The sequence below is a fragment of the Streptomyces sp. NBC_01092 genome, assembly GCF_045039535.1.
GTDB lineage: Bacteria > Actinomycetota > Actinomycetes > Streptomycetales > Streptomycetaceae > Streptomyces.
On record NZ_CP108659.1, the window covers coordinates 8142511 to 8159502 of the forward strand.

At 72.3% G+C, this 16992-nt stretch carries 17 protein-coding genes; 10 read left to right on the forward strand and 7 right to left on the reverse strand.

Annotation, left to right across the window (positions count from 1 at the left end; translation table 11 throughout):
- Window positions 1–36 precede the first annotated feature (36 nt).
- From OG254_RS36905 to OG254_RS36915, 3 genes are read left to right on the forward strand one after another with little or no spacing between them, the layout of a single operon-like run.
- Window positions 37–726, forward strand: a complete 690-nt coding sequence (locus OG254_RS36905) for a response regulator transcription factor (protein WP_351186319.1) — start codon at window positions 37–39, stop codon at window positions 724–726.
- Window positions 723–2177: a sensor histidine kinase gene (locus OG254_RS36910; protein WP_405590678.1), complete on the forward strand. Its 1455-nt coding sequence runs from the start codon at window positions 723–725 to the stop codon at window positions 2175–2177. Before OG254_RS36905 ends, OG254_RS36910 begins: the two co-directional genes overlap by 4 nt.
- A 52-nt stretch (window positions 2178–2229) precedes the next feature.
- Window positions 2230–3231 carry an NAD-dependent epimerase/dehydratase family protein gene (locus OG254_RS36915; protein WP_405590681.1) on the forward strand — a complete coding sequence of 334 codons (1002 nt, stop codon included), beginning with the start codon at window positions 2230–2232 and terminating at the stop codon, window positions 3229–3231.
- A 27-nt stretch (window positions 3232–3258) separates the two neighbouring features.
- On the opposite strand, the gene OG254_RS36920 is transcribed toward OG254_RS36915, so the two are convergent.
- Both OG254_RS36920 and OG254_RS36925 read right to left on the reverse strand, forming a co-directional pair.
- Window positions 3259–4374 carry a sensor histidine kinase KdpD gene (locus tag OG254_RS36920; protein WP_147998223.1) on the reverse strand — a complete coding sequence of 372 codons (1116 nt, stop codon included), beginning with the start codon at window positions 4372–4374 and terminating at the stop codon, window positions 3259–3261.
- A gap of 2 nt (window positions 4375–4376) precedes the next feature.
- Complete coding sequence (locus tag OG254_RS36925) at window positions 4377–5147, reverse strand: response regulator transcription factor (protein WP_405590684.1); 771 nt, start codon at window positions 5145–5147, stop codon at window positions 4377–4379.
- Between the two features lie 103 nt (window positions 5148–5250).
- Here OG254_RS36925 and OG254_RS36930 point away from each other — a divergent pair, with 103 nt between their 5' ends.
- From OG254_RS36930 to OG254_RS36955, 6 genes are all read left to right on the forward strand, one after another.
- On the forward strand, window positions 5251–6054 hold the full coding sequence (locus OG254_RS36930; RefSeq protein ID WP_405590687.1) for a glycosyltransferase family 2 protein: 804 nt from the start codon (window positions 5251–5253) through the stop codon (window positions 6052–6054).
- On the forward strand, window positions 6051–6662 hold the full coding sequence (locus OG254_RS36935) for a DUF2064 domain-containing protein (protein WP_405590690.1): 612 nt from the start codon (window positions 6051–6053) through the stop codon (window positions 6660–6662). Before OG254_RS36930 ends, OG254_RS36935 begins: the two co-directional genes overlap by 4 nt.
- Window positions 6659–7501 carry a methyltransferase domain-containing protein gene (locus OG254_RS36940; RefSeq protein ID WP_405590693.1) on the forward strand — a complete coding sequence of 281 codons (843 nt, stop codon included), beginning with the start codon at window positions 6659–6661 and terminating at the stop codon, window positions 7499–7501. The genes OG254_RS36935 and OG254_RS36940 overlap by 4 nt, the downstream gene beginning before the upstream one ends.
- A 78-nt stretch (window positions 7502–7579) precedes the next feature.
- Window positions 7580–8767 carry an ABC transporter ATP-binding protein gene (locus tag OG254_RS36945; RefSeq protein WP_405590696.1) on the forward strand — a complete coding sequence of 396 codons (1188 nt, stop codon included), beginning with the start codon at window positions 7580–7582 and terminating at the stop codon, window positions 8765–8767.
- The gene (locus OG254_RS36950; protein ID WP_351186304.1) at window positions 8764–9477 is read left to right on the forward strand and encodes an ABC transporter permease subunit; all 714 of its coding nucleotides are present in this window, start codon (window positions 8764–8766) and stop codon (window positions 9475–9477) included. The genes OG254_RS36945 and OG254_RS36950 overlap by 4 nt, the downstream gene beginning before the upstream one ends.
- On the forward strand, window positions 9474–10142 hold the full coding sequence (locus OG254_RS36955; protein ID WP_405590700.1) for an ABC transporter permease: 669 nt from the start codon (window positions 9474–9476) through the stop codon (window positions 10140–10142). Before OG254_RS36950 ends, OG254_RS36955 begins: the two co-directional genes overlap by 4 nt.
- A 5-nt stretch (window positions 10143–10147) precedes the next feature.
- On the opposite strand, the gene OG254_RS36960 is transcribed toward OG254_RS36955, so the two are convergent.
- The 4 genes from OG254_RS36960 to OG254_RS36975 are packed head-to-tail and all read right to left on the reverse strand — an operon-like array spanning window position 10148 to window position 14246.
- Window positions 10148–10675, reverse strand: coding sequence for a GTP-binding protein (locus OG254_RS36960; protein ID WP_405595405.1), 528 nt, complete (start codon window positions 10673–10675; stop codon window positions 10148–10150).
- Between the two features lie 34 nt (window positions 10676–10709).
- Window positions 10710–11150: a DUF742 domain-containing protein gene (locus tag OG254_RS36965; protein WP_405590703.1), complete on the reverse strand. Its 441-nt coding sequence runs from the start codon at window positions 11148–11150 to the stop codon at window positions 10710–10712.
- Between the two features lie 49 nt (window positions 11151–11199).
- Window positions 11200–11676, reverse strand: a complete 477-nt coding sequence (locus tag OG254_RS36970) for a roadblock/LC7 domain-containing protein (RefSeq protein WP_351186296.1) — start codon at window positions 11674–11676, stop codon at window positions 11200–11202.
- Window positions 11673–14246: an ATP-binding protein gene (locus tag OG254_RS36975; RefSeq protein WP_405590706.1), complete on the reverse strand. Its 2574-nt coding sequence runs from the start codon at window positions 14244–14246 to the stop codon at window positions 11673–11675. Before OG254_RS36975 ends, OG254_RS36970 begins: the two co-directional genes overlap by 4 nt.
- A gap of 317 nt (window positions 14247–14563) precedes the next feature.
- Between OG254_RS36975 and OG254_RS36980 the strand changes: the two genes are divergently transcribed.
- Window positions 14564–15520 carry an ABC transporter substrate-binding protein gene (locus OG254_RS36980; protein WP_405590709.1) on the forward strand — a complete coding sequence of 319 codons (957 nt, stop codon included), beginning with the start codon at window positions 14564–14566 and terminating at the stop codon, window positions 15518–15520.
- A gap of 57 nt (window positions 15521–15577) precedes the next feature.
- Here OG254_RS36980 and OG254_RS36985 read toward each other — a convergent pair whose 3' ends face one another.
- Complete coding sequence (locus tag OG254_RS36985; RefSeq protein ID WP_405590712.1) at window positions 15578–16957, reverse strand: glycoside hydrolase family 43 protein; 1380 nt, start codon at window positions 16955–16957, stop codon at window positions 15578–15580.
- Window positions 16958–16992 lie beyond the last annotated feature (35 nt).

Sequence of the window (16992 nt, forward strand, 5' to 3'; positions counted from 1 at the left end):
TGATGGGACCGGCGCCGGGTGCCGCAGTATGAACGGGTGGAGAAAGTACGCCTGCTGGTCGTGGACGACGACCCGCCCATCGCCGACCTCGTCGCGACGGTCGCCCGCTACGAGGGCTGGGAGGCGGTCACCGCGAACTCCGGTGAGGAGGCGCTGCGGCTGGCCGCCGAGTTCCACCCGGACATCGTGGTGCTGGACCTGATGCTGCCCGATCTGGACGGCTTCGGCGTCCTGGACCGGCTGCGCGCCACCGGGGCGATGGTGCCGGTGGTGTTCCTCACCGCCCGCGACGGGGTCGCCGACCGGGTCGCCGGGCTGACCCGCGGCGGTGACGACTACCTGGTCAAACCGTTCGCGGTGGAGGAGCTGATGGCCCGCCTGCGCACCGTGCTGCGGCGCAGCGCAGGACCCGGCTTCCAGCGTTCCGTCCTTCGGGTGGCCGACCTGACGATGGACGAGGACACCCGCGAGGTCCGCCGCGGCGACAAGCTGCTCACGCTCACCCCGACCGAGTACGAGGTGCTGCGCTATCTGATGCGCAAGTCGCCGACCGTGCTCACCAAGGCGCAGATCCTCGACCATGTGTGGGAGTACGGCTTCGGCGGCCGCTCCAACGTCGTCGAGCTGGTCGTCAGCAGGCTGCGCCGCAAGCTCGACGACACCGGCTCACCGCTGATCCACACCGTGCGCGGCTTCGGATACGTGATCCGGCAGGCCGCCGAGTGATGGGGCGGCTGCGGCGGGCGTATCGCGGGATGCGACTCGGGACCCGGCTGGCGCTGGGTCTCGGGGTGCTGTCGCTGGTGGTGTTCGCGGTCGTGGGCACCGCCCTGACGACGTACATGCGTGACTACCTGTCGGCCCAGCTCGACACCCAGCTCGCGCAGGGCCAGGTCGCCCAGTCCAAGTCCATCGCGGACTACGGCACGCTCTCCGGCAAGAAGTACTACAGCTGGTACTACGCCGTGTACGACGTGTCGGGCGGCGAGCCCGTGCTGCGCAGGCCCGAGGACCCCGCCGACGTCCCGGCGGACGTCGACGACTTCACCTCCGTGGCCCGTGCGCAGACCACCGCGAACACCGAGGTCCTGCGCACCGAGCACCTGAAGGGCAAGGGCGAGTACCGGCTGCGCGCCTGCGAGGTCGAGCCCGGTGTGGTGCTGGTCAGCGCGGCGCCCATGGAGGACATCGAGGACACCGTCGGCCAGCTGGTCACCATCCAGGCCGTCACCTTCGGGCTCGCGCTCATGGCCCTCGTGGTGCTCGGGCGGGGGATGCTGCGCCGGGGCCTGAAGCCGCTCAGCGACATGGCGCACACCGCCCGCGGCATCACCTCGCACGACCTGACCGACTCGGGGCGGCTGTCGGTGCGGCACGACGGGCGCGGCGGCGGGCCCGAGGTGGAGGAGCTGCGCACCGCGTTCAACACGATGCTGGAGCACATCGACGACTCGCTCGCGGTACGCGCGGAGGCGGAACAGCGGCTGCGCCGCTTCGTCGCGGACGCCTCGCACGAGCTGCGTACGCCGCTGATGTCGGTGCGGGGTTACGCGGATCTGTTCCAGTACGCGGCCGCCAACGCCCCCGAGGAGCGGGACAGGCACCTCGCGCGCCTGCGTGCGGAGGCCGCCCGGATGGGCTTCCTCCTCGACGACCTCCTGCTGCTCGCCCGCCTCGACGCCGCGGAGGTCGAGACGCCGCTGCGCCCGCAGGAGGCGGATCTGGTGGAGCTGGTCGAGCAGGCGGCGGACGCCTTCCGGGTCACCCACGCCGACCACCCGCTGACGGTGGCCCCCGGGCCCAGCTCCCTGAAACTCCGCCTCGACCCCCAGCGCGTGCGTCAGGTCCTCGACAACCTGCTCACCAACGCGGCGATGCACACACCGTCCGGCACCGAGGTGTCCGTGGCGGTGTCCGTCACCCAGGGCGCGGCCCAGGTCCGCATCGCCGACGCCGGACCCGGCATCCCGCCCGCCGACCGGGAGCGCGTCTTCGACCGCTTCTACCGCGTCGACAAGGCCCGCAGCCGGGACCGGGGCGGCAGCGGGCTGGGGCTGGCGGTCGCCCAGTCCCTGGTGCGGGCGCACGGCGGCGGGATCGACCTGACGAGCGAGCCGGGCGCGACGGTGTTCACGGTGACGATCCCGTTGGTGGTCGGAGCCCTTACGAACCCGTGACATGGCGGGCGTGGAGCTCCGTGGACGCCGGCCATGGCCCTAGCGTGGCCGTATGCGCGTACTGGTCACCGGCGGTGCCGGGTTCATCGGGTCCCATGTCGTCGAAGCGCTCGCGGCTCGCGGGCACGAACCCGTCGTGTACGACATTCGGACGGCCCCCGAATCGGACGTACGGGACCCCGCCGCCGTCCGCCGTGCCCTGACCGGCGTCGACGCCGTGTGCCACCAGGCCGCGATGGTCGGCCTCGGTGCCGGCTTCTCCGACGCCGCCGAGTACGTCTCCCGCAACGACCTCGGCACGGCCGTACTGCTCACCGCCATGGCCGACGCGGGCGTACGGCGGCTGGTGCTGGCCGGGTCGATGGTGGTGTACGGGGAGGGGCGCTACGAGTGCGCCCGGCACGGCGTCGTACGCCCGGGCCCGCGTGCCGTCGCCGACCTGGAGGCGGGCCGGTTCGAGCCGCCCTGCCCACTGTGCGGCGCCGACCTCGCGCCCGGCCTTGTCGGGGAGGACGCCCCGGCCGACCCGCGCAACGTGTACGCGACGACCAAGCTGGCCCAGGAACACCTCGCGGCGTCGTGGGCGCGCGCGACGGGCGCGACGGCGGTGTCCCTGCGCTACCACAACGTCTACGGCCCGGGCATGCCCCGCGACACCCCCTACGCCGGAGTCGCCTCCTTCTTCCGCTCGGCCCTCGCGCGCGGTGAGGCACCGCGGGTCTTCGAGGACGGCCGCCAGCGGCGGGACTTCGTGCATGTGCGGGACGTGGCCGCCGCCAACGTCGCCGCGCTGGAGGCGAGTTCCGCCGACGGATCCCTCTCGGCGTACAACACCGGCAGCGGCGACCCGCACACCGTCGGCGAGATGGCAGACGCGCTCGCGGCGGCGTACGGCGGCCCCGAACCGGTCGTGACCGGGGAGTACCGGCTCGGAGACGTCCGGCACATCACGGCGGACTCGGCGCGGCTGCGCGCGGAGTTGGGGTGGAAGGCGGAGGTCGGCTTCGAGGACGGGATGCGGGAGTTCGCCGCGGCGGGCCTGCGCACGGCGTAGCCTGCCGGGACCGGTGGTGCTGCCCGCTTACAGAGAAGCGGCAGCGGGCAGCACCACCTCGAAGCGGCAGCCACCTGGGACGTTGCGCACCGTGGCCCGCCCGTCGTGCGCCTCCACGATCCCCCGCACGATGGCCAGCCCGAGACCCGCGCCCGCCGGGGGCGTCCGGGCGTGCGTGCCGCGCCAGCCCGTGTCGAAGACGCGGGGCAGGTCCTCATCGGGGATGCCGCCGCAGCCGTCGGTCACGGACAGCACCACACCCTCCGGCGAGCGCTCGGCGGCGATGGCGACCGTGCCGTCGGCCGGGGTGCGCCGGATGGCGTTGACCAGCAGGTTGCCCAGCACGCGGCTCATCTCCTTGCCGTCCACCTCCACCGGCACGGCCTCGACACCTTCACCGACGAGCCGTACGCCGTTCTCGCGGGCCAGCGCGTCCGCACCCGAGAGGGCGTCGCCGACGAGGTCGTACAGGGACATCCGGGCCAGCGAGAGCGTCAGGGTGCCGGCATGTATGCGGGAGAGCTCGAACAGGTCGCCGACCATGCCGTTGAGGCGCTCGACCTCCATGCGGATCTGCTTGAGGTAACGGTCGGGGTCGGCGGCCACCCCGTCCTCCAGCGCCTCCGCCATGGCGCGCAGACCGGCCAGCGGGGTGCGCAGATCGTGCGAGATCCAGGCGACGAGCTCGCGCCGGGAGGACTCCAGGGCGCGTTCCCGCTCGCGGGACTCGGCGAGCTTCGCGCTCGTGGCCTCCAACTCACGGCTCACCGCGGCCAGTTCGGCGGTGGCCGGGCCTTCGGGCGAGGTGAAGTCGCCGCCGTCGCCGAAGGAGCGGGCGGCCAGCGCGAGGGCGTGGCTGCGGGCGGCGACCCAGCGGCCGAGCAGCAGGGCGGTGGCCAGGGAGACCACGGCGGCCATGGCGACGACGGTCGTGACGACGCTCAGGTCGTGCCCGGACAGGAACATCGCCTCGGCGACCGCGAGGGTGCCCGCGAGCATCGCGGTGACGCCGACGCCCGCGACCACGGTCAGATGCGCGACCAGCGAGCGGCGCCGGATCAGCAGCAGCACGCACGCGCCGAGCACACCTGCCGCGGCCGCGCCGAGGAAGGCGAAGAGGGCGATGAGGAGGGTGTCGCGCACGGTCACACCTCCGGGGCTTCGGTGTCGGGGGCGTCGGTGGTGCCGGTGGCGTGGGACGCGTCGCCGGCGTCGCCCGCCTCGAAGCGGTAGCCGACGCCCCACACGGTCTGGATGAGCCTGGGCCTTGCCGCGTCGTCCTCGACCTTGCCGCGCAGCCGCCGCACATGGACGGTGACGGTCGACAGGTCGCCGAAGTCCCACCCCCACACCTCGCGCATCAGGTCCTCACGGCTGTAGACCCGGCCGGGGTGGCGCAGGAAGAAGGCGAGCAGGTCGAACTCGCGGACGGTGAGGGCGAGTTCGGTGCCGTCCTTGGTGGCGCGGCGGGCCGCCGGGTCGACCGAGAGGCCGGCCGCGCGCAGGGGCCTCGCCGACGGGACCGGGCCCGTGCGGCGCAGCACCGACTGGACGCGCAGCACCAGTTCGCGGGGGCTGAAGGGCTTGGTGACGTAGTCGTCGGCGCCGACCTCCAGGCCGAGGATGCGGTCGTCCTCGTCGCCGCGCGCGGTGAGCATGATGACCGGCACGGGGCCGCGGCCGCGTATCCGGCGGCACACCTCCAGGCCGTCCATGCCGGGCAGCATCAGGTCCAGGACGACGAGGTCCGGCCAGTGCGCTGCGGCCCGGGCGAGGGCGTCGGGGCCGTCACCGGCGCGGTCCACGACGTAGCCGGCGCGGTCGAGGTATCCGGAGACGATCTCGGCGACGGTGGGATCGTCGTCGACGACCAGGATCCGGGCCCCGGCCTGCGGGGACGGCTGTTGTTGCTCCATGCCGCCAGCCTCGCACCCCGCGGGCGCGAGCGCTGCAGCCGACCCCCGACGTCCTTGTTTCGTAAGGAGCCATGGACCGAAATGTCCGTTTCTTGCTCGTAGGGTGAAAGCCGTGACGACCCCATCCGCAGGAACGAACGCGCACCGCACGGCGTCCGTCGACGTCGTGCTTCCCTGTCTCGACGAGGCCGAGGCACTGCCCTGGGTCCTGGAGCGCATCCCGCCCGGCTGGCGGGCGATCGTCGTGGACAACGGCTCCACGGACGGCTCGGCCGACGTCGCGCGGGCGCTCGGGGCGAGCGTCGTCCATGAGGAGCGGCGCGGATTCGGCGCCGCCTGCCATGCGGGGCTGACCGCGGCCACGGCCGACATCGTCTGCTTCTGCGACTGCGACGCCACGCTCGACCCCGGCGACCTCGTGCCCTTCGTCCGGCGGATCGCGGCCGGCGAGGACGACCTGGTCCTGGGCCGGCGCCGCCCCGAGACCCGCGGCGCCTGGCCGCTGCGCGCACGCGTCGGCAACCTCGCCGTCACCCGTCTCCTCCAGCGCCGCACCGGCCTGCGCCTGCGCGACCTCGGCCCGCTGCGCGCCGCCCGCCGCGAGCCCCTGCTCGACCTCGCCCTGACCGACCGCCGCAGCGGCTACCCCCTCCAGATGGTCGTGCGCGCCGCCGACGCGGGCTGGCGGATCACCGAGCACGACGTGCCCTACTACCCACGCACGGGCGCGTCGAAGGTGACGGGCACCTGGCGGGGGACGTGGCAGGCGGTGCGGGACATGAGCCGGGTGCTGGCGGACGGCGGCGGGGGCGGAGGCGGGGGCGGGCCGGCCACGGACGCGGAGCGCGAGCCCGCGTCCGCCGCCCGCCCCGGCCTCGGCCCCGCACGGAAGGGAACCCGCCCGTGACCACGCTCCTCGTCATCGCCAAGGAGCCCCGGCCGGGCCGGGTGAAGACCAGGCTGACGCCGCCCTTCACGCCCGAGGAGGCGGCCGCGCTCGCCGAGGCGTCCCTCGCGGACACGCTGGACGTCGTCGCGCACACGCCCGCGCGGCGCCGGGTCCTGGTCCTCGACGGGACGCCGGGCGCCTGGCTCCCGCCCGGCTTCGAGGTCGTACCGCAGTGCGCCGGCGGCCTCGACGAACGGCTGGCCGCCGCGTTCGCGGGCTGCGACGGCCCGGCGCTGCTGATCGGCATGGACACCCCGCAGGTGACGCCGGAGCTGCTGACGGTGGACTGGTCCGGCTGCGACGCGTACTTCGGCCCCGCCGCCGACGGCGGTTTCTGGGCGCTGGGCCTCGCCGAGCCGGACCCGGCACGCCTGCGCGGCGTCCCGATGTCGACGCCGCACACGGGCGCCGCACAGCGGGCCCGCCTCGTGGACCTGCGGGTGCGCGAGCTGCCGCGGCTGCGGGACGTCGACACGGCGTACGACGCCGACCTGGTCGCCAGGGAAGCCCCGGGGGGCCGCTTCGCGACCGCGCTCGCACGCTTCGCCCCGGCGGCGGGCCGATGACGGGCCTGCGCCAGCGGACGGCGGCATGGATCACCCGCCAGGCGGGCCCGCCCGCGATCCCCCGCCCGGCCACGACCGGCACCGAGAGCGGACCGCGGCGGACCTCGGACGACGGGGACGTCCTCCTCTCGGACCCCCGCCCAGACCCCGAACGGGCCTGGTCCGCCGACCCCTACGCGCTCGCTCTGCACAGCGGCCGCGGCCCCCTCTTCCTGCGCCGGACCGACGGCTGGCTGTTGCCGCTGGACGTGGAGCGCTGGTGTGCGGACGCCGACGCGGCGGACCTGGAGGTGCTGCGGCGCTGCGAGGGCGCGGTACTCGACGTCGGATGCGGGCCCGGGAGGCTGGTCGCGGCGCTGTGCCGGCAGGGACGGCGCGTGCTCGGCATCGACGTCAGCGAGGCGGCCGTGGCGCGCACACTGCGGCTCGGCGCACCGGCGTTGCACCGCTCCGTCTTCGAGCCGCTCCCCGCCGAGGGCCGCTGGGGCACCGCCCTGCTCATCGACGGCAACATCGGCATCGGCGGCGACCCGGCGGCCCTGCTCGACCGGACCGGCCGACTCCTCGCCCCCGGCGGGCTGTTGATCGCCGAGACCGTGCCGGACCTGGACCTCGACGAACGCGTCCAGGTCCATGTCGCCGACGCCCGGGGCGCCCACGGCACCGCCTTCCCCTGGGCCCGGCTCGGCACGCCCGCCCTGCTGCGGTACGCGGAGCGCGCCGGCTGGCATGCCGTCGCCCAGTGGACGGCGGGCGGCCGCTCCTTCGCCGCCCTGCGCAGCCACGGGAGCCGGCACGCGTCACACACCGGCAGAAGCCCCGCAACACAACCGGTCTAGACTCGACCAGCGACGGCCTGCGTAAATGGCCGGAACGAAACGGTCAATTTCCGCCAACCCCGAAGGATATTCGGCGTTTTGATACGGATAGATTCAGTCACCAAGCGATACGCGGACGGCACGGTGGCGGTCGACCGGCTCTCGTTGGAGATACCCGACCGCTCGATCACCGTTCTCGTGGGGCCGTCGGGCTGCGGGAAGACCACCACGCTGCGGATGATCAACCGGATGGTCGAGCCCAGCGAGGGCACCATCCTCCTCGACGACGTGGACATTCAGCAGCAGCCGGTCAACACCCTGCGCCGGTCCATGGGATACGTCATCCAGAACGCGGGTCTCTTCCAGCACCGCACCATCCTCGACAACATCGCCACCGTGCCCCGCACGCTGGGCTGGGGCAAGGAGAAGTCCCGCGCCCGGGCCCGGGAGCTGATGGAGCGGGTGGGCCTCGACGGGGCCCTCGCCAAGCGGTATCCGTACCAGCTCTCCGGCGGCCAGCAGCAGCGCGTCGGCGTGGCCCGGGCGCTCGCGGCCGATCCGCCGGTGCTGCTCATGGACGAGCCGTTCTCGGCCGTCGACCCCGTGGTGCGCAAGGGACTCCAGGACGAACTCCTGCGCATCCAGGAGGAGTTGGGCAAGACCATCGTCTTCGTCACCCACGACATCGACGAGGCCGTCAAGCTCGGCACGATGGTCGCCGTCATGCGTACCGGCGGCAAACTCGCCCAGTTCGCCCCGCCCGCCGAACTGCTCTCCCACCCCGCCGACGCGTTCGTCGAGGACTTCCTCGGCGCCGACCGCGGCATCCGGCGGCTGTCCTTCTTCCCGGCCGCCGGTCTCGAGCTGCTGACCGAGCCCGTCGTGGCCGTCGACGCCACGGCCGAGCAGATCGCCGCGCACGACACGGCCGACGCCCCCTACCTCCTCGTCACGGACCAGGACGGCCGTCCGCTCGGCTGGAGCGAGCCGCGGGACCTGACCGCCGGGGAGTTCGAGCCGGCGAAACTCCTGCCGTACGGGCGGCCGTTCGTCCCCGGCACGGACTCGCTGCGCGCCGCGCTGGACTGCGCCGTGCTCTCGCCGACCGGCTGGGCCGTCGCCGTGGACGCCGGCGGCCGGGTCACCGGGGTCGTCTCGCAGCAGACCATCGCCGAGGCCATCCGCGGCGCGCACGCCGAGGGACGCGACGCCGGGGGACGTGACGCCGACGGCCGCGACAGCGACGGACGCGACGAGGGCCGTACGAACGCGAAGGTCGCCGGATGAACTGGGACCGTTTCTTCGACATCCCCAGCGACCTCCAGTCCAGCTGGCTCGGGCTGATCGGGCTGCACCTGCGCGAGGCCATGCTGCCGGTGCTGGCCGGACTGGTGGTCTCGCTGCCGCTGGCCCAGCTCTGCGTGCGCTTCCGCTGGCTGTACCCGCCGGTGCTGTGGGTGACGACCGTGCTGTACGCCGTCCCCTCGCTGGCCTTCTTCGTCCTCCTCATCGACTACACCGGCCAGACCGAGCTCACGGTGATGATCCCGCTCGCCGTCTACAGCCTCGTCGTCCTGGTCCCGGCGATTGTCGACGGCGTCCGCTCGGTCCCCCAGGAGACCCTCGCCGCCGCCACGGCCATGGGCTTCGGACCCGTACGCCGGTACGTCCAGGTGCAGTTGCCCATCGCGGTGCCGGCGATCATCGCCGGGCTGCGCGTGGCGACGGTGTCCAGCATCAGCCTCGTCAGCGTCGGCGCCCTCATCGGCAACCAGGGCGCGCTCGGCAACCTGATCAACGACGCGAACATCTACAACCGGCCCGAACTCGCCCTGAACGCCGTGCTCACCATGGCCGCCCTGGCGATCCTCGCCGACGGTCTGCTGGTCGGCGTACGCCTGCTGCTGACGCCGTGGATGCCACGCCGGGCGCGTACGACACCGAAGGCGGACCGGCCCGACGGGGCCGCCGCAGCTCTGGAGGACGCAGCCCGGTGAACCTGTTCCACTTCATCAGCGACTTCTTCCGCGACAGCGCCCACTGGCAGGGCTACGACGGCATCCCCACGCGCGTGGGCGAGCACATCCAGTACACCCTCCAGGCGCTCGGCATCGCCGCCCTGATCGCCCTGCCGGTCGGCCTGGTCACCGGTCACTACGGCCGCGGCGGCAACGCCCTCGCCTTCATCGCGGTCGCCGGGCGGGCCCTGCCCACCTTCGGCCTGCTGGTGCTGATGACCCTGCTGGTGGGCTTCGGCATGGTCAACGTGATGACCCCGCTGGTCATCCTCGCCGTCCCGCCGATCCTCGTCACCACCTACGAGGCGATGCGCTCCGTCGACCCCTCACCGGTGGACGCCGCGCGGGGGATGGGCATGAGCGAGGCCGGCGTCCTCTTCCAGGTCGAACTGCCCGCGGCCCTCCCGCTGATCCTCAGCGGCCTGCGCTCGGGCGCCATCCAGATCGTCTCCACGGCCACCATCGCCGCGTACGTCAGTCTCGGGGGCCTCGGCCGCTACATCGTCGACGGCCTCTACCAGCGCGACTACGAGAAGGTCGTCGGCGGCGCCACCCTCGTCGCCGCGATGGCCCTGGCGACGCTCGGGGTGTTCTGGGCCCTGGGCCGGTTCGCGGTGTCGCCGGGGGTGCGCAGGCACACCTGAGCGGATCAGGCCTGCGTGCGAGCCAGCGCCAGTTCCAGGACGAGCAGCAGGGCGTCCCGTACCGAGCCGCGTTCGCGGGCGTCGAAGACGACCACCGGGACGCCCTCGGTGACGTCGAGGGCCCAGCGGATCTCCTCCAGGGTGTGCTCGACCTGGCCGTCGAAGGCGTTGGCGGCCACCGCGAAGGGGATGCCCTTGTGCTCGAAGTAGTCGACGGCGGCGTAGCAGTCGTCCAGGCGCCGCGTGTCGACGATGACGAGGCCGCCGACCGCTCCCTCGACGATGTCGTCCCACATGAACCCGAACCGCTCCTGGCCGGGCGTGCCGAACAGATACAGCTTCAGCGTCGGGTCGATGGTGAGGCAGCCGAAGTCCATGGCCACGGTGGTCGTGGTCTTGAGCGGGGTGTGCGTGAGGTCGTCCACGCCCGCCGCGACCTCCGTGATGGCGGCCTCGGTGGTCAGCGGCTCGATCTCGGAGATCGCGCCCACGGCGGTGGTCTTGCCCACACCGAAGCCGCCCGAGATCACCATCTTGACCGGCAGCGGCGGTCGTACGGTGGCCGGTTCAGTCGCTGTCACTGCGTACTCCGCGTGCGTCGGGGATGGCGCGCAGGCCGTCGATGACCCTGCGCAGGACGGTTGAGTCGTGGACGACGCCGGCGTCGGGCACGTGCACCGTCAACTGACCCGCCGCGCGCAGGTCCTCGGCGAGGACCCGCACCACGTTCAGGTGCAGCCGCAGCCGGGCCGCGATCTCCGCGAGGGACTGCGGCAGCCGGCACACGGCGACGATGTCGTGCTGCTCGAAGGAGAGCCGGTCGAGCGCGTCGAGCCCCTCGGCGGTGGCCACCACCTGGGTCTCGATGGGCAGCGACGGGCCGTCGCCGCCGTCCGCCACCCGGCCGGCGGTGAGCAGGAACGGCCGCACGGCGGAGGCCTGGCCGACCGGTTCCGGGCCGCCGGGGGCCGGTTCGCTCGGGTCCGGCGGTGGGTTGCCGTCCGCCATGGGGTTGTCCGTTCTCCTCGGCCGGGTGCCCTGTCGTTGTCCGGCCCGGTCAGCGGGCCGACGCGGCGCCGACGCTGTTCTTCAGCTCCAGCACGAGCTGCGGGCTCAGGGCGGCACCGGCGCGGTTGGCGAACACGGTCATCTCGTAGGCGATGTTGCCCAGCTTGGCCTCCTTGTCGGTGACGACGCCGAGCACAGCGCCGCTGCCGATCGCGGAGACCAGGACGTGGCCGCCCTCCAGGTCGATGATGACCTTGTTCAGGCCGCCGAGGCCGTAGTTGCCGGACGCTCCGGCGGCCAGGCTGGTGATGCCGGAGACGATCGCGGCGAGCCGCTCGGAGTCGGCCTGCTCACGCAGTTCGGAGACGGCGATGAGCAGCCCGTCGGACGAGACGGCGATGGCGTCCACGACACCGGCCGTCTCCTTCGCGAAGCGGTTGAGCAGCCAGGTGAAGTCGGCTGCCGCGGCCTTCAGTTCGGCCGGCGTGGCGCCTTCCGCCGGGGTGCCACCTGTCGACGTGCTCACTGCTGCGCTCCTTCCGGGAGGTCGTTCTGGTTGTGCGGGTGGGGGGTCGTGGGTGCGGCGGACCGATCTTCGTCGCCGCGTCGGCTGTCGCGGTGCGCGCGCTCCACGGCCGCCTCGAACTCGTCGAGCGAGGCCCGTACCGCGTCCGCGTCGAGGGTCGGCGCGCTCTGCCGCGGCGCCGTCTGCCGCTCGCCGGCATCGACGGTCGTGCGCAGGGTCGCGCCACGGACACGGCGACGCAGCGGGCGGGCGGCGGGAGCGCCGCTCGCGGCCGGCGCAGCCGTCGGCTTCGCGCCTGGCCGGGTGGCGGCGACGGACGGGTCCGGCCGGTCGGCCCGGGCGTGGTCGGCCGGTGCCGAGTCGCCGTCGTCGACCGGGGTCTGCTCGGTACGGGCTTCGGGGACCGCCGGGGCGCTGTCCGGCTCGGACGCCCGCGGGGAGACCCGCCGGGGGAGAGGCCGCGGCCCGTCGCCGTCCGCACCGTCGTCCGGCCGTACGTCGTCCTCCTGCGCGGCGGGCGAGGGCACCGGGCCGGTCGCCGCGGCGGCAGGGGCGTCGGCTGCCTCGGGCGTCCTCGCAGCGGCGACCGCCGTCAGTGCCGCCGTGGCCGTCGACCCCGTCGTACTGGCCGTCACCAGCAGCGACGCCGGCACCGTCACCTCGGCCGTCACTCCGCCGCCCGGTGTGCGCGACAGGGCGACCGTGATCTCCCAGCGGCGCGCCAGCGTGCCGACCACGAACAGGCCCAGCACCTTCGTCGGTACGACGTCCAGCCGCTCGCGGCGGATCAGGCGCGCGTTCTCCTCGTCGAGGCGCTCGGGGCTCATGCCCAGGCCGTGGTCCGAGACGACGATGACCGCGTCGTCGCCGCCGGCCGACACCGCCACCTCGACCGGGCTGCCCTCCGGCGAGAACGACACAGCGTTCTCCAGGAGTTCGGCCATCATCAGCGTCAGGTCGCCGATGACCTCCGGCTGCACCCTGACCTCGGTCCGCGGGCGCAGCTCCACGCGCTGATAGCCCTCGATCTGCCCGAGCGAAGCACGTACGACGTTCGTGAGCGAGGTGGGTCCGGCGTCCAGGCTCGTCTCGTGGATGCCCGCGAGCAGCATCAGGCTGTCGGCGTTGCGGCGCAGGCGGACCGCGATGTGGTCGATGGAGTACAGCCGCTCCAGCAGCGCGGGGTCCGTCTCACCCCGCTCCACCGCGTCGATGAGGGCGAGCTGACGTGTCGTCAGGTTGCTCACCCGGCGGCCCACGTTGCCGAACATCTCGGCGACGTTGCGCCGGCTGTGCACCTGCCGTTCGAGCAGCGCGGCCGCCGTGGTCTGTACCTGGTTGAACGCCTCGGCGAGTTCGCCGATCTCGTCGCGGGCGGTGACCGGCATCTCGCGCAGCCGCGGCGGACCGTCGTCCTCGGCGTCGTCGTCGGCCACCCGGGCCAGTTCCCGCTCGGCGACGACGGCGACCTGCCGCGCGGCATCCGTCAGGGCCGTGACCGGCTGGACCACCGAGCGGCGCACCAGCATCGCGAGGACCAGCCAGACCGCGAACCCGAGCACGGCGAGCCCGAGCAGCAGCGCCGCGCGCCACGCGGCCGTGTCGGAGGCGCTCTCCGCCTCGTCGGCGACCTGGTGGATGAGCGAGGTGGTGATCGCCAGCCGCGTCCTCGCCTGATCGCGGTAGGCGCCGTAGGAGTCCAGGGCCGCCGCGAGCGAGGTGCGGATCTCGGCGCGCGAGTCGGCCTGCACGGAGCCGGGGTCGATCTGCAGGTCGGTGAACTGCCGGCTGATGATGCTCTGCGCCGCCGTGTACTTGATCCCGTCGAGCTGGGCGGCCTGTGCGTCGGTGGCGAACCTGGCGAAACGTTCTGCCTGGTGCGTGTACTCCTCGTGGGAGCCGATGGCGTCGATGAACTCCAGGAGAGCGTTGGAGTCACCGGTCGACGCGGAGAAGACGCCGGTCTCGAAGGCGCTGTGGGCGGCGCCCGCGCGCAGCAGCGAGTCGAGCTGGTTGCCGGTGAAGGAGGTCGCGAGGTCCGGGTTGCGGTCCAGACCGAGGCCGTCGATCAGCAGCTGGGAGGCGTGGGTGTAGGCGGGGTCGATGTTGCTGGCCGGCAGATACCCCTGCTCCACGGTGTCGCGCAGGCTGCTCATGCCCTCGACGCCCTTCAGCGCCTGCGCCTCGGTCACCGGCAGCCGGTCGCCGAAGGCGTCGCGCACCCGCTGGACCTGGGCGTTCACCATGGACTGGGCGGTGCGGTAGGCCGCGGTCGAGGGCTCGCCGCCCTGGGCCGCCTCGTGCCGTACGGAGAGCAGGATGGCCTGCTGGTGTTCGGCGGCCAGCCGGTCCGCGAGGGTGGCGACCTCAGCGCTCTCCCGGACCAGCCGGGCGGCGTCGGCCGCGTCGCGCGACTGCGAGACCTGGTCGGTGATGAGGTAGGCGAGCAGGACCGCGACCACGGCCAGCGGCACCCGGACCAGCAGGTTCAGCTTGCGTCTGAAGGGCCAGCGGTAGGCAAAACCGCGTATACGACGCGGGCGGGGCACGCCCGCCTCGTTCGTGGACACCGAGTTGCCTCCTTCGTGGGCGTCGCACGGCGCGCGAGGTCTCACGTGACCGCTGTTGATCGGTACGGAACGGCTTCGTCCGGGGACAGTACAGCCCCTGGTTCACCGTGACCGGAACTGTACGTCAAGAATCCGTTACAGCCCCCTGCACCCCAAGCGTCCCGCAACCGTCCCGCCTTTACATCGGAGCACAACTGTCCGTTACCTTCCGATTTTTGAGGCCAATCGGTGACCTGGCCGCTCTTGACTGACCAAGAACCGGCTGGATTGGATCAGTGGAAGAGCTCTCTCAACCCCCTGAATCCGGAACGGGAACCGTGACTTTCACCGCTTCACGCAGCAGGTCCCTCAGGAACCATCCCGGCGCGGCTGCATTCGCGCTCGCCGCCACGGCGGCGCTGCTGGCGGGATGTTCCTCCTCCGACGACAAGTCCGACCCGCTCGCCGGGGACGGGGCGAGCGGCGACACCGTCGTCGTCGGCTCCAACAACTTCGCCGAGAGCATCCTGCTCGCCGACATCTACGGCGAGGCTCTCAAGGCCAAGGGCGTCAAGGTCACCTACAAGCCCAACATAGGCAGCCGCGAGACGACCTACGGTCTGCTCAAGAACGGCTCCATCACCGTGCTGCCGGAATACAACGGCTCGCTCCTCGCCTACCTCGACCCGAAGGCGCAGCAGGACACGGCCGACGGCGTGAACGCCGCGGTCAAGGGCAAGCTGGACGCCAAGCTGACGCTGCTGGAGTCCTCGCCGGCCGAGGACAAGGACTCCGTCAGCCTCAACGCCGAGACGGCGAAGAAGTACAAGCTCACCGCCGAGTCCACGCTTGAGGATCTCAAGGCCGCCGCCCCGGAGCTGGTGTTCGGCGGCTCGCCCGAGTTCCAGACCCGGCAGCAGGGCCTGAAGGGGCTGGAGTCCGAGTACGGCCTGAAGTTCGAGTCGTTCAAGGCGCTGGACGCGGGCGGTCCGCTGACCCAGGCGGCGCTGACGAAGAACACCGTGCAGGCCGCGGACATCTTCACGACGGACCCGACCATCACCAAGGAGGGCTTCGTCGTCCTGAAGGACCCGAAGAACCTCTTCGGCTTCGCCAACGTGACCCCGCTCGTCTACAAGAGCGGCCTGTCGCAGAAGGGCGTCGACGCGCTCAACGCGGTCTCGGCCAAGCTGGACACCACGACGCTCCTGGACCTGGACTCCCAGGTCCAGCTGGAGAACAAGGACCCGCTCGACGTCGCCAAGGCCTGGCTGAAGTCGGCCGGCCTGGACTGACCTGCGCCGGCTCTCGCGGGGTTGTGACGGGCACTCGTCACAACCCCGCTGTGCTGCTCAGTAACCGACGTGGAAGGTGGCGTCCTGGCGCTCGGTGGCCGTGGAGACGGGATCGATGCGCAGGGCGTAGTTGGCGTGCCTGATGTAGCGCGTCGGGTTGTTGTACGAGCGCAGCGACGCCCAGGAGGCGTCCGCGAGTCCGGCCGTCCGGTAGAAGGTGGCGTCCCCGGCGAACGTCGACGTGCCGTCGTTCACGTCCAGGCGCAGCGTGTAGTCGTAGTGCCGCAGATACCGGGTCGGGTAGTTGACCGACTGCAGTGAGACGCCGGAGGAGTCGGCGAGCCCCGGCACCAGCTTCCACTGCGAGTCGGGGAACGGGTCGAAGGGGTACTCGTCGATCCGGCCGGCGAATCCGCTGTGCCGGACGTAGCGCGCCGGGTAGTTGTACGACTTCAGGCGGTTCCAGGCGGGGGCGCCCCACTTGGCGATCAGGTTGCCGTACTCGGTCGACGTGATCGGGTGGATGCCGCAGTGCTTGGAGTTGAGCGGCTGGGTGTAGAGCTTCTGGTCGACGGCCGTCCAGGTGCCGGCGGCCAGGTCGTTGCTCTGCCAGGCGTAGAAGACGCCGTTCGGTGTGTAGGTGTCGCCCCAGAGGTACCAGGTGTTGCCGGTCAGGGACTTCACCACCGTCGGGGCCTCGGTGCCGCCGTGCGCCGCCGCAGTGCTGAACGGGGTGAAGCTGCCGGGGGTGAGCGACGTCGACCTCGCGCCCACCAGCGTCTGGTCCCTCTTGTAGTAGAGGTAGTTGACGCCGTTCACGCCGACGGTGAGATTGCCGTCGATGACGTCGTACCCGGGGTCGAAGAACACCTGCGGGTCGGTCGTCGTACGGAAGTCGGTCGTGTAGCTGACCATGATGACGTTGTGGCCGCTGCTGTTCACCGACGAATAGAGGATGCCGTACTGGCCGCGTGCGGCGTCCCAGTAGGCCTCCGGCGCCCAGCTGTGGGTGTTCGTCATGTCGTGCAGCTTCAGCAGCCGGTAGCCCGTGAAGGTACGCAGGTCGGTGGAGTCCCACACATGGATGTAGACGCTGGTGCGGGTCCAGTCCGTGCCGCTCAGGTCGGTCGCCAGGACGACGAACGTGCCGTCCTGCTTGCGCAGCAGGAACGGGTCGCGCAGACCGCCGGCGCCGAGGGTGGGGGTGGCGACGGGGTTGTTCTGGTTGAGCGGCGTCCAGCGCAGAGCGTCGGTGCTGACGGCCAGGTGGAGGTTGTAGTCCGCCTCCAGCATGGTGGTGGACTCGGTGAAGTAGACCATCGCGTACGCCGAGTCGGCCGCGTGGGCGGTCCCCGAGCCGAGGGCCAGGGCGCCGGTCGTGGCGAGCGGGACGGTCGCGGCCATGCCGAGGAAGTGTCTGCGGGAGGGGGGTGTCATGTGCTCTCCAGGGGGGTGCGGGCCTTCTGGTCGGG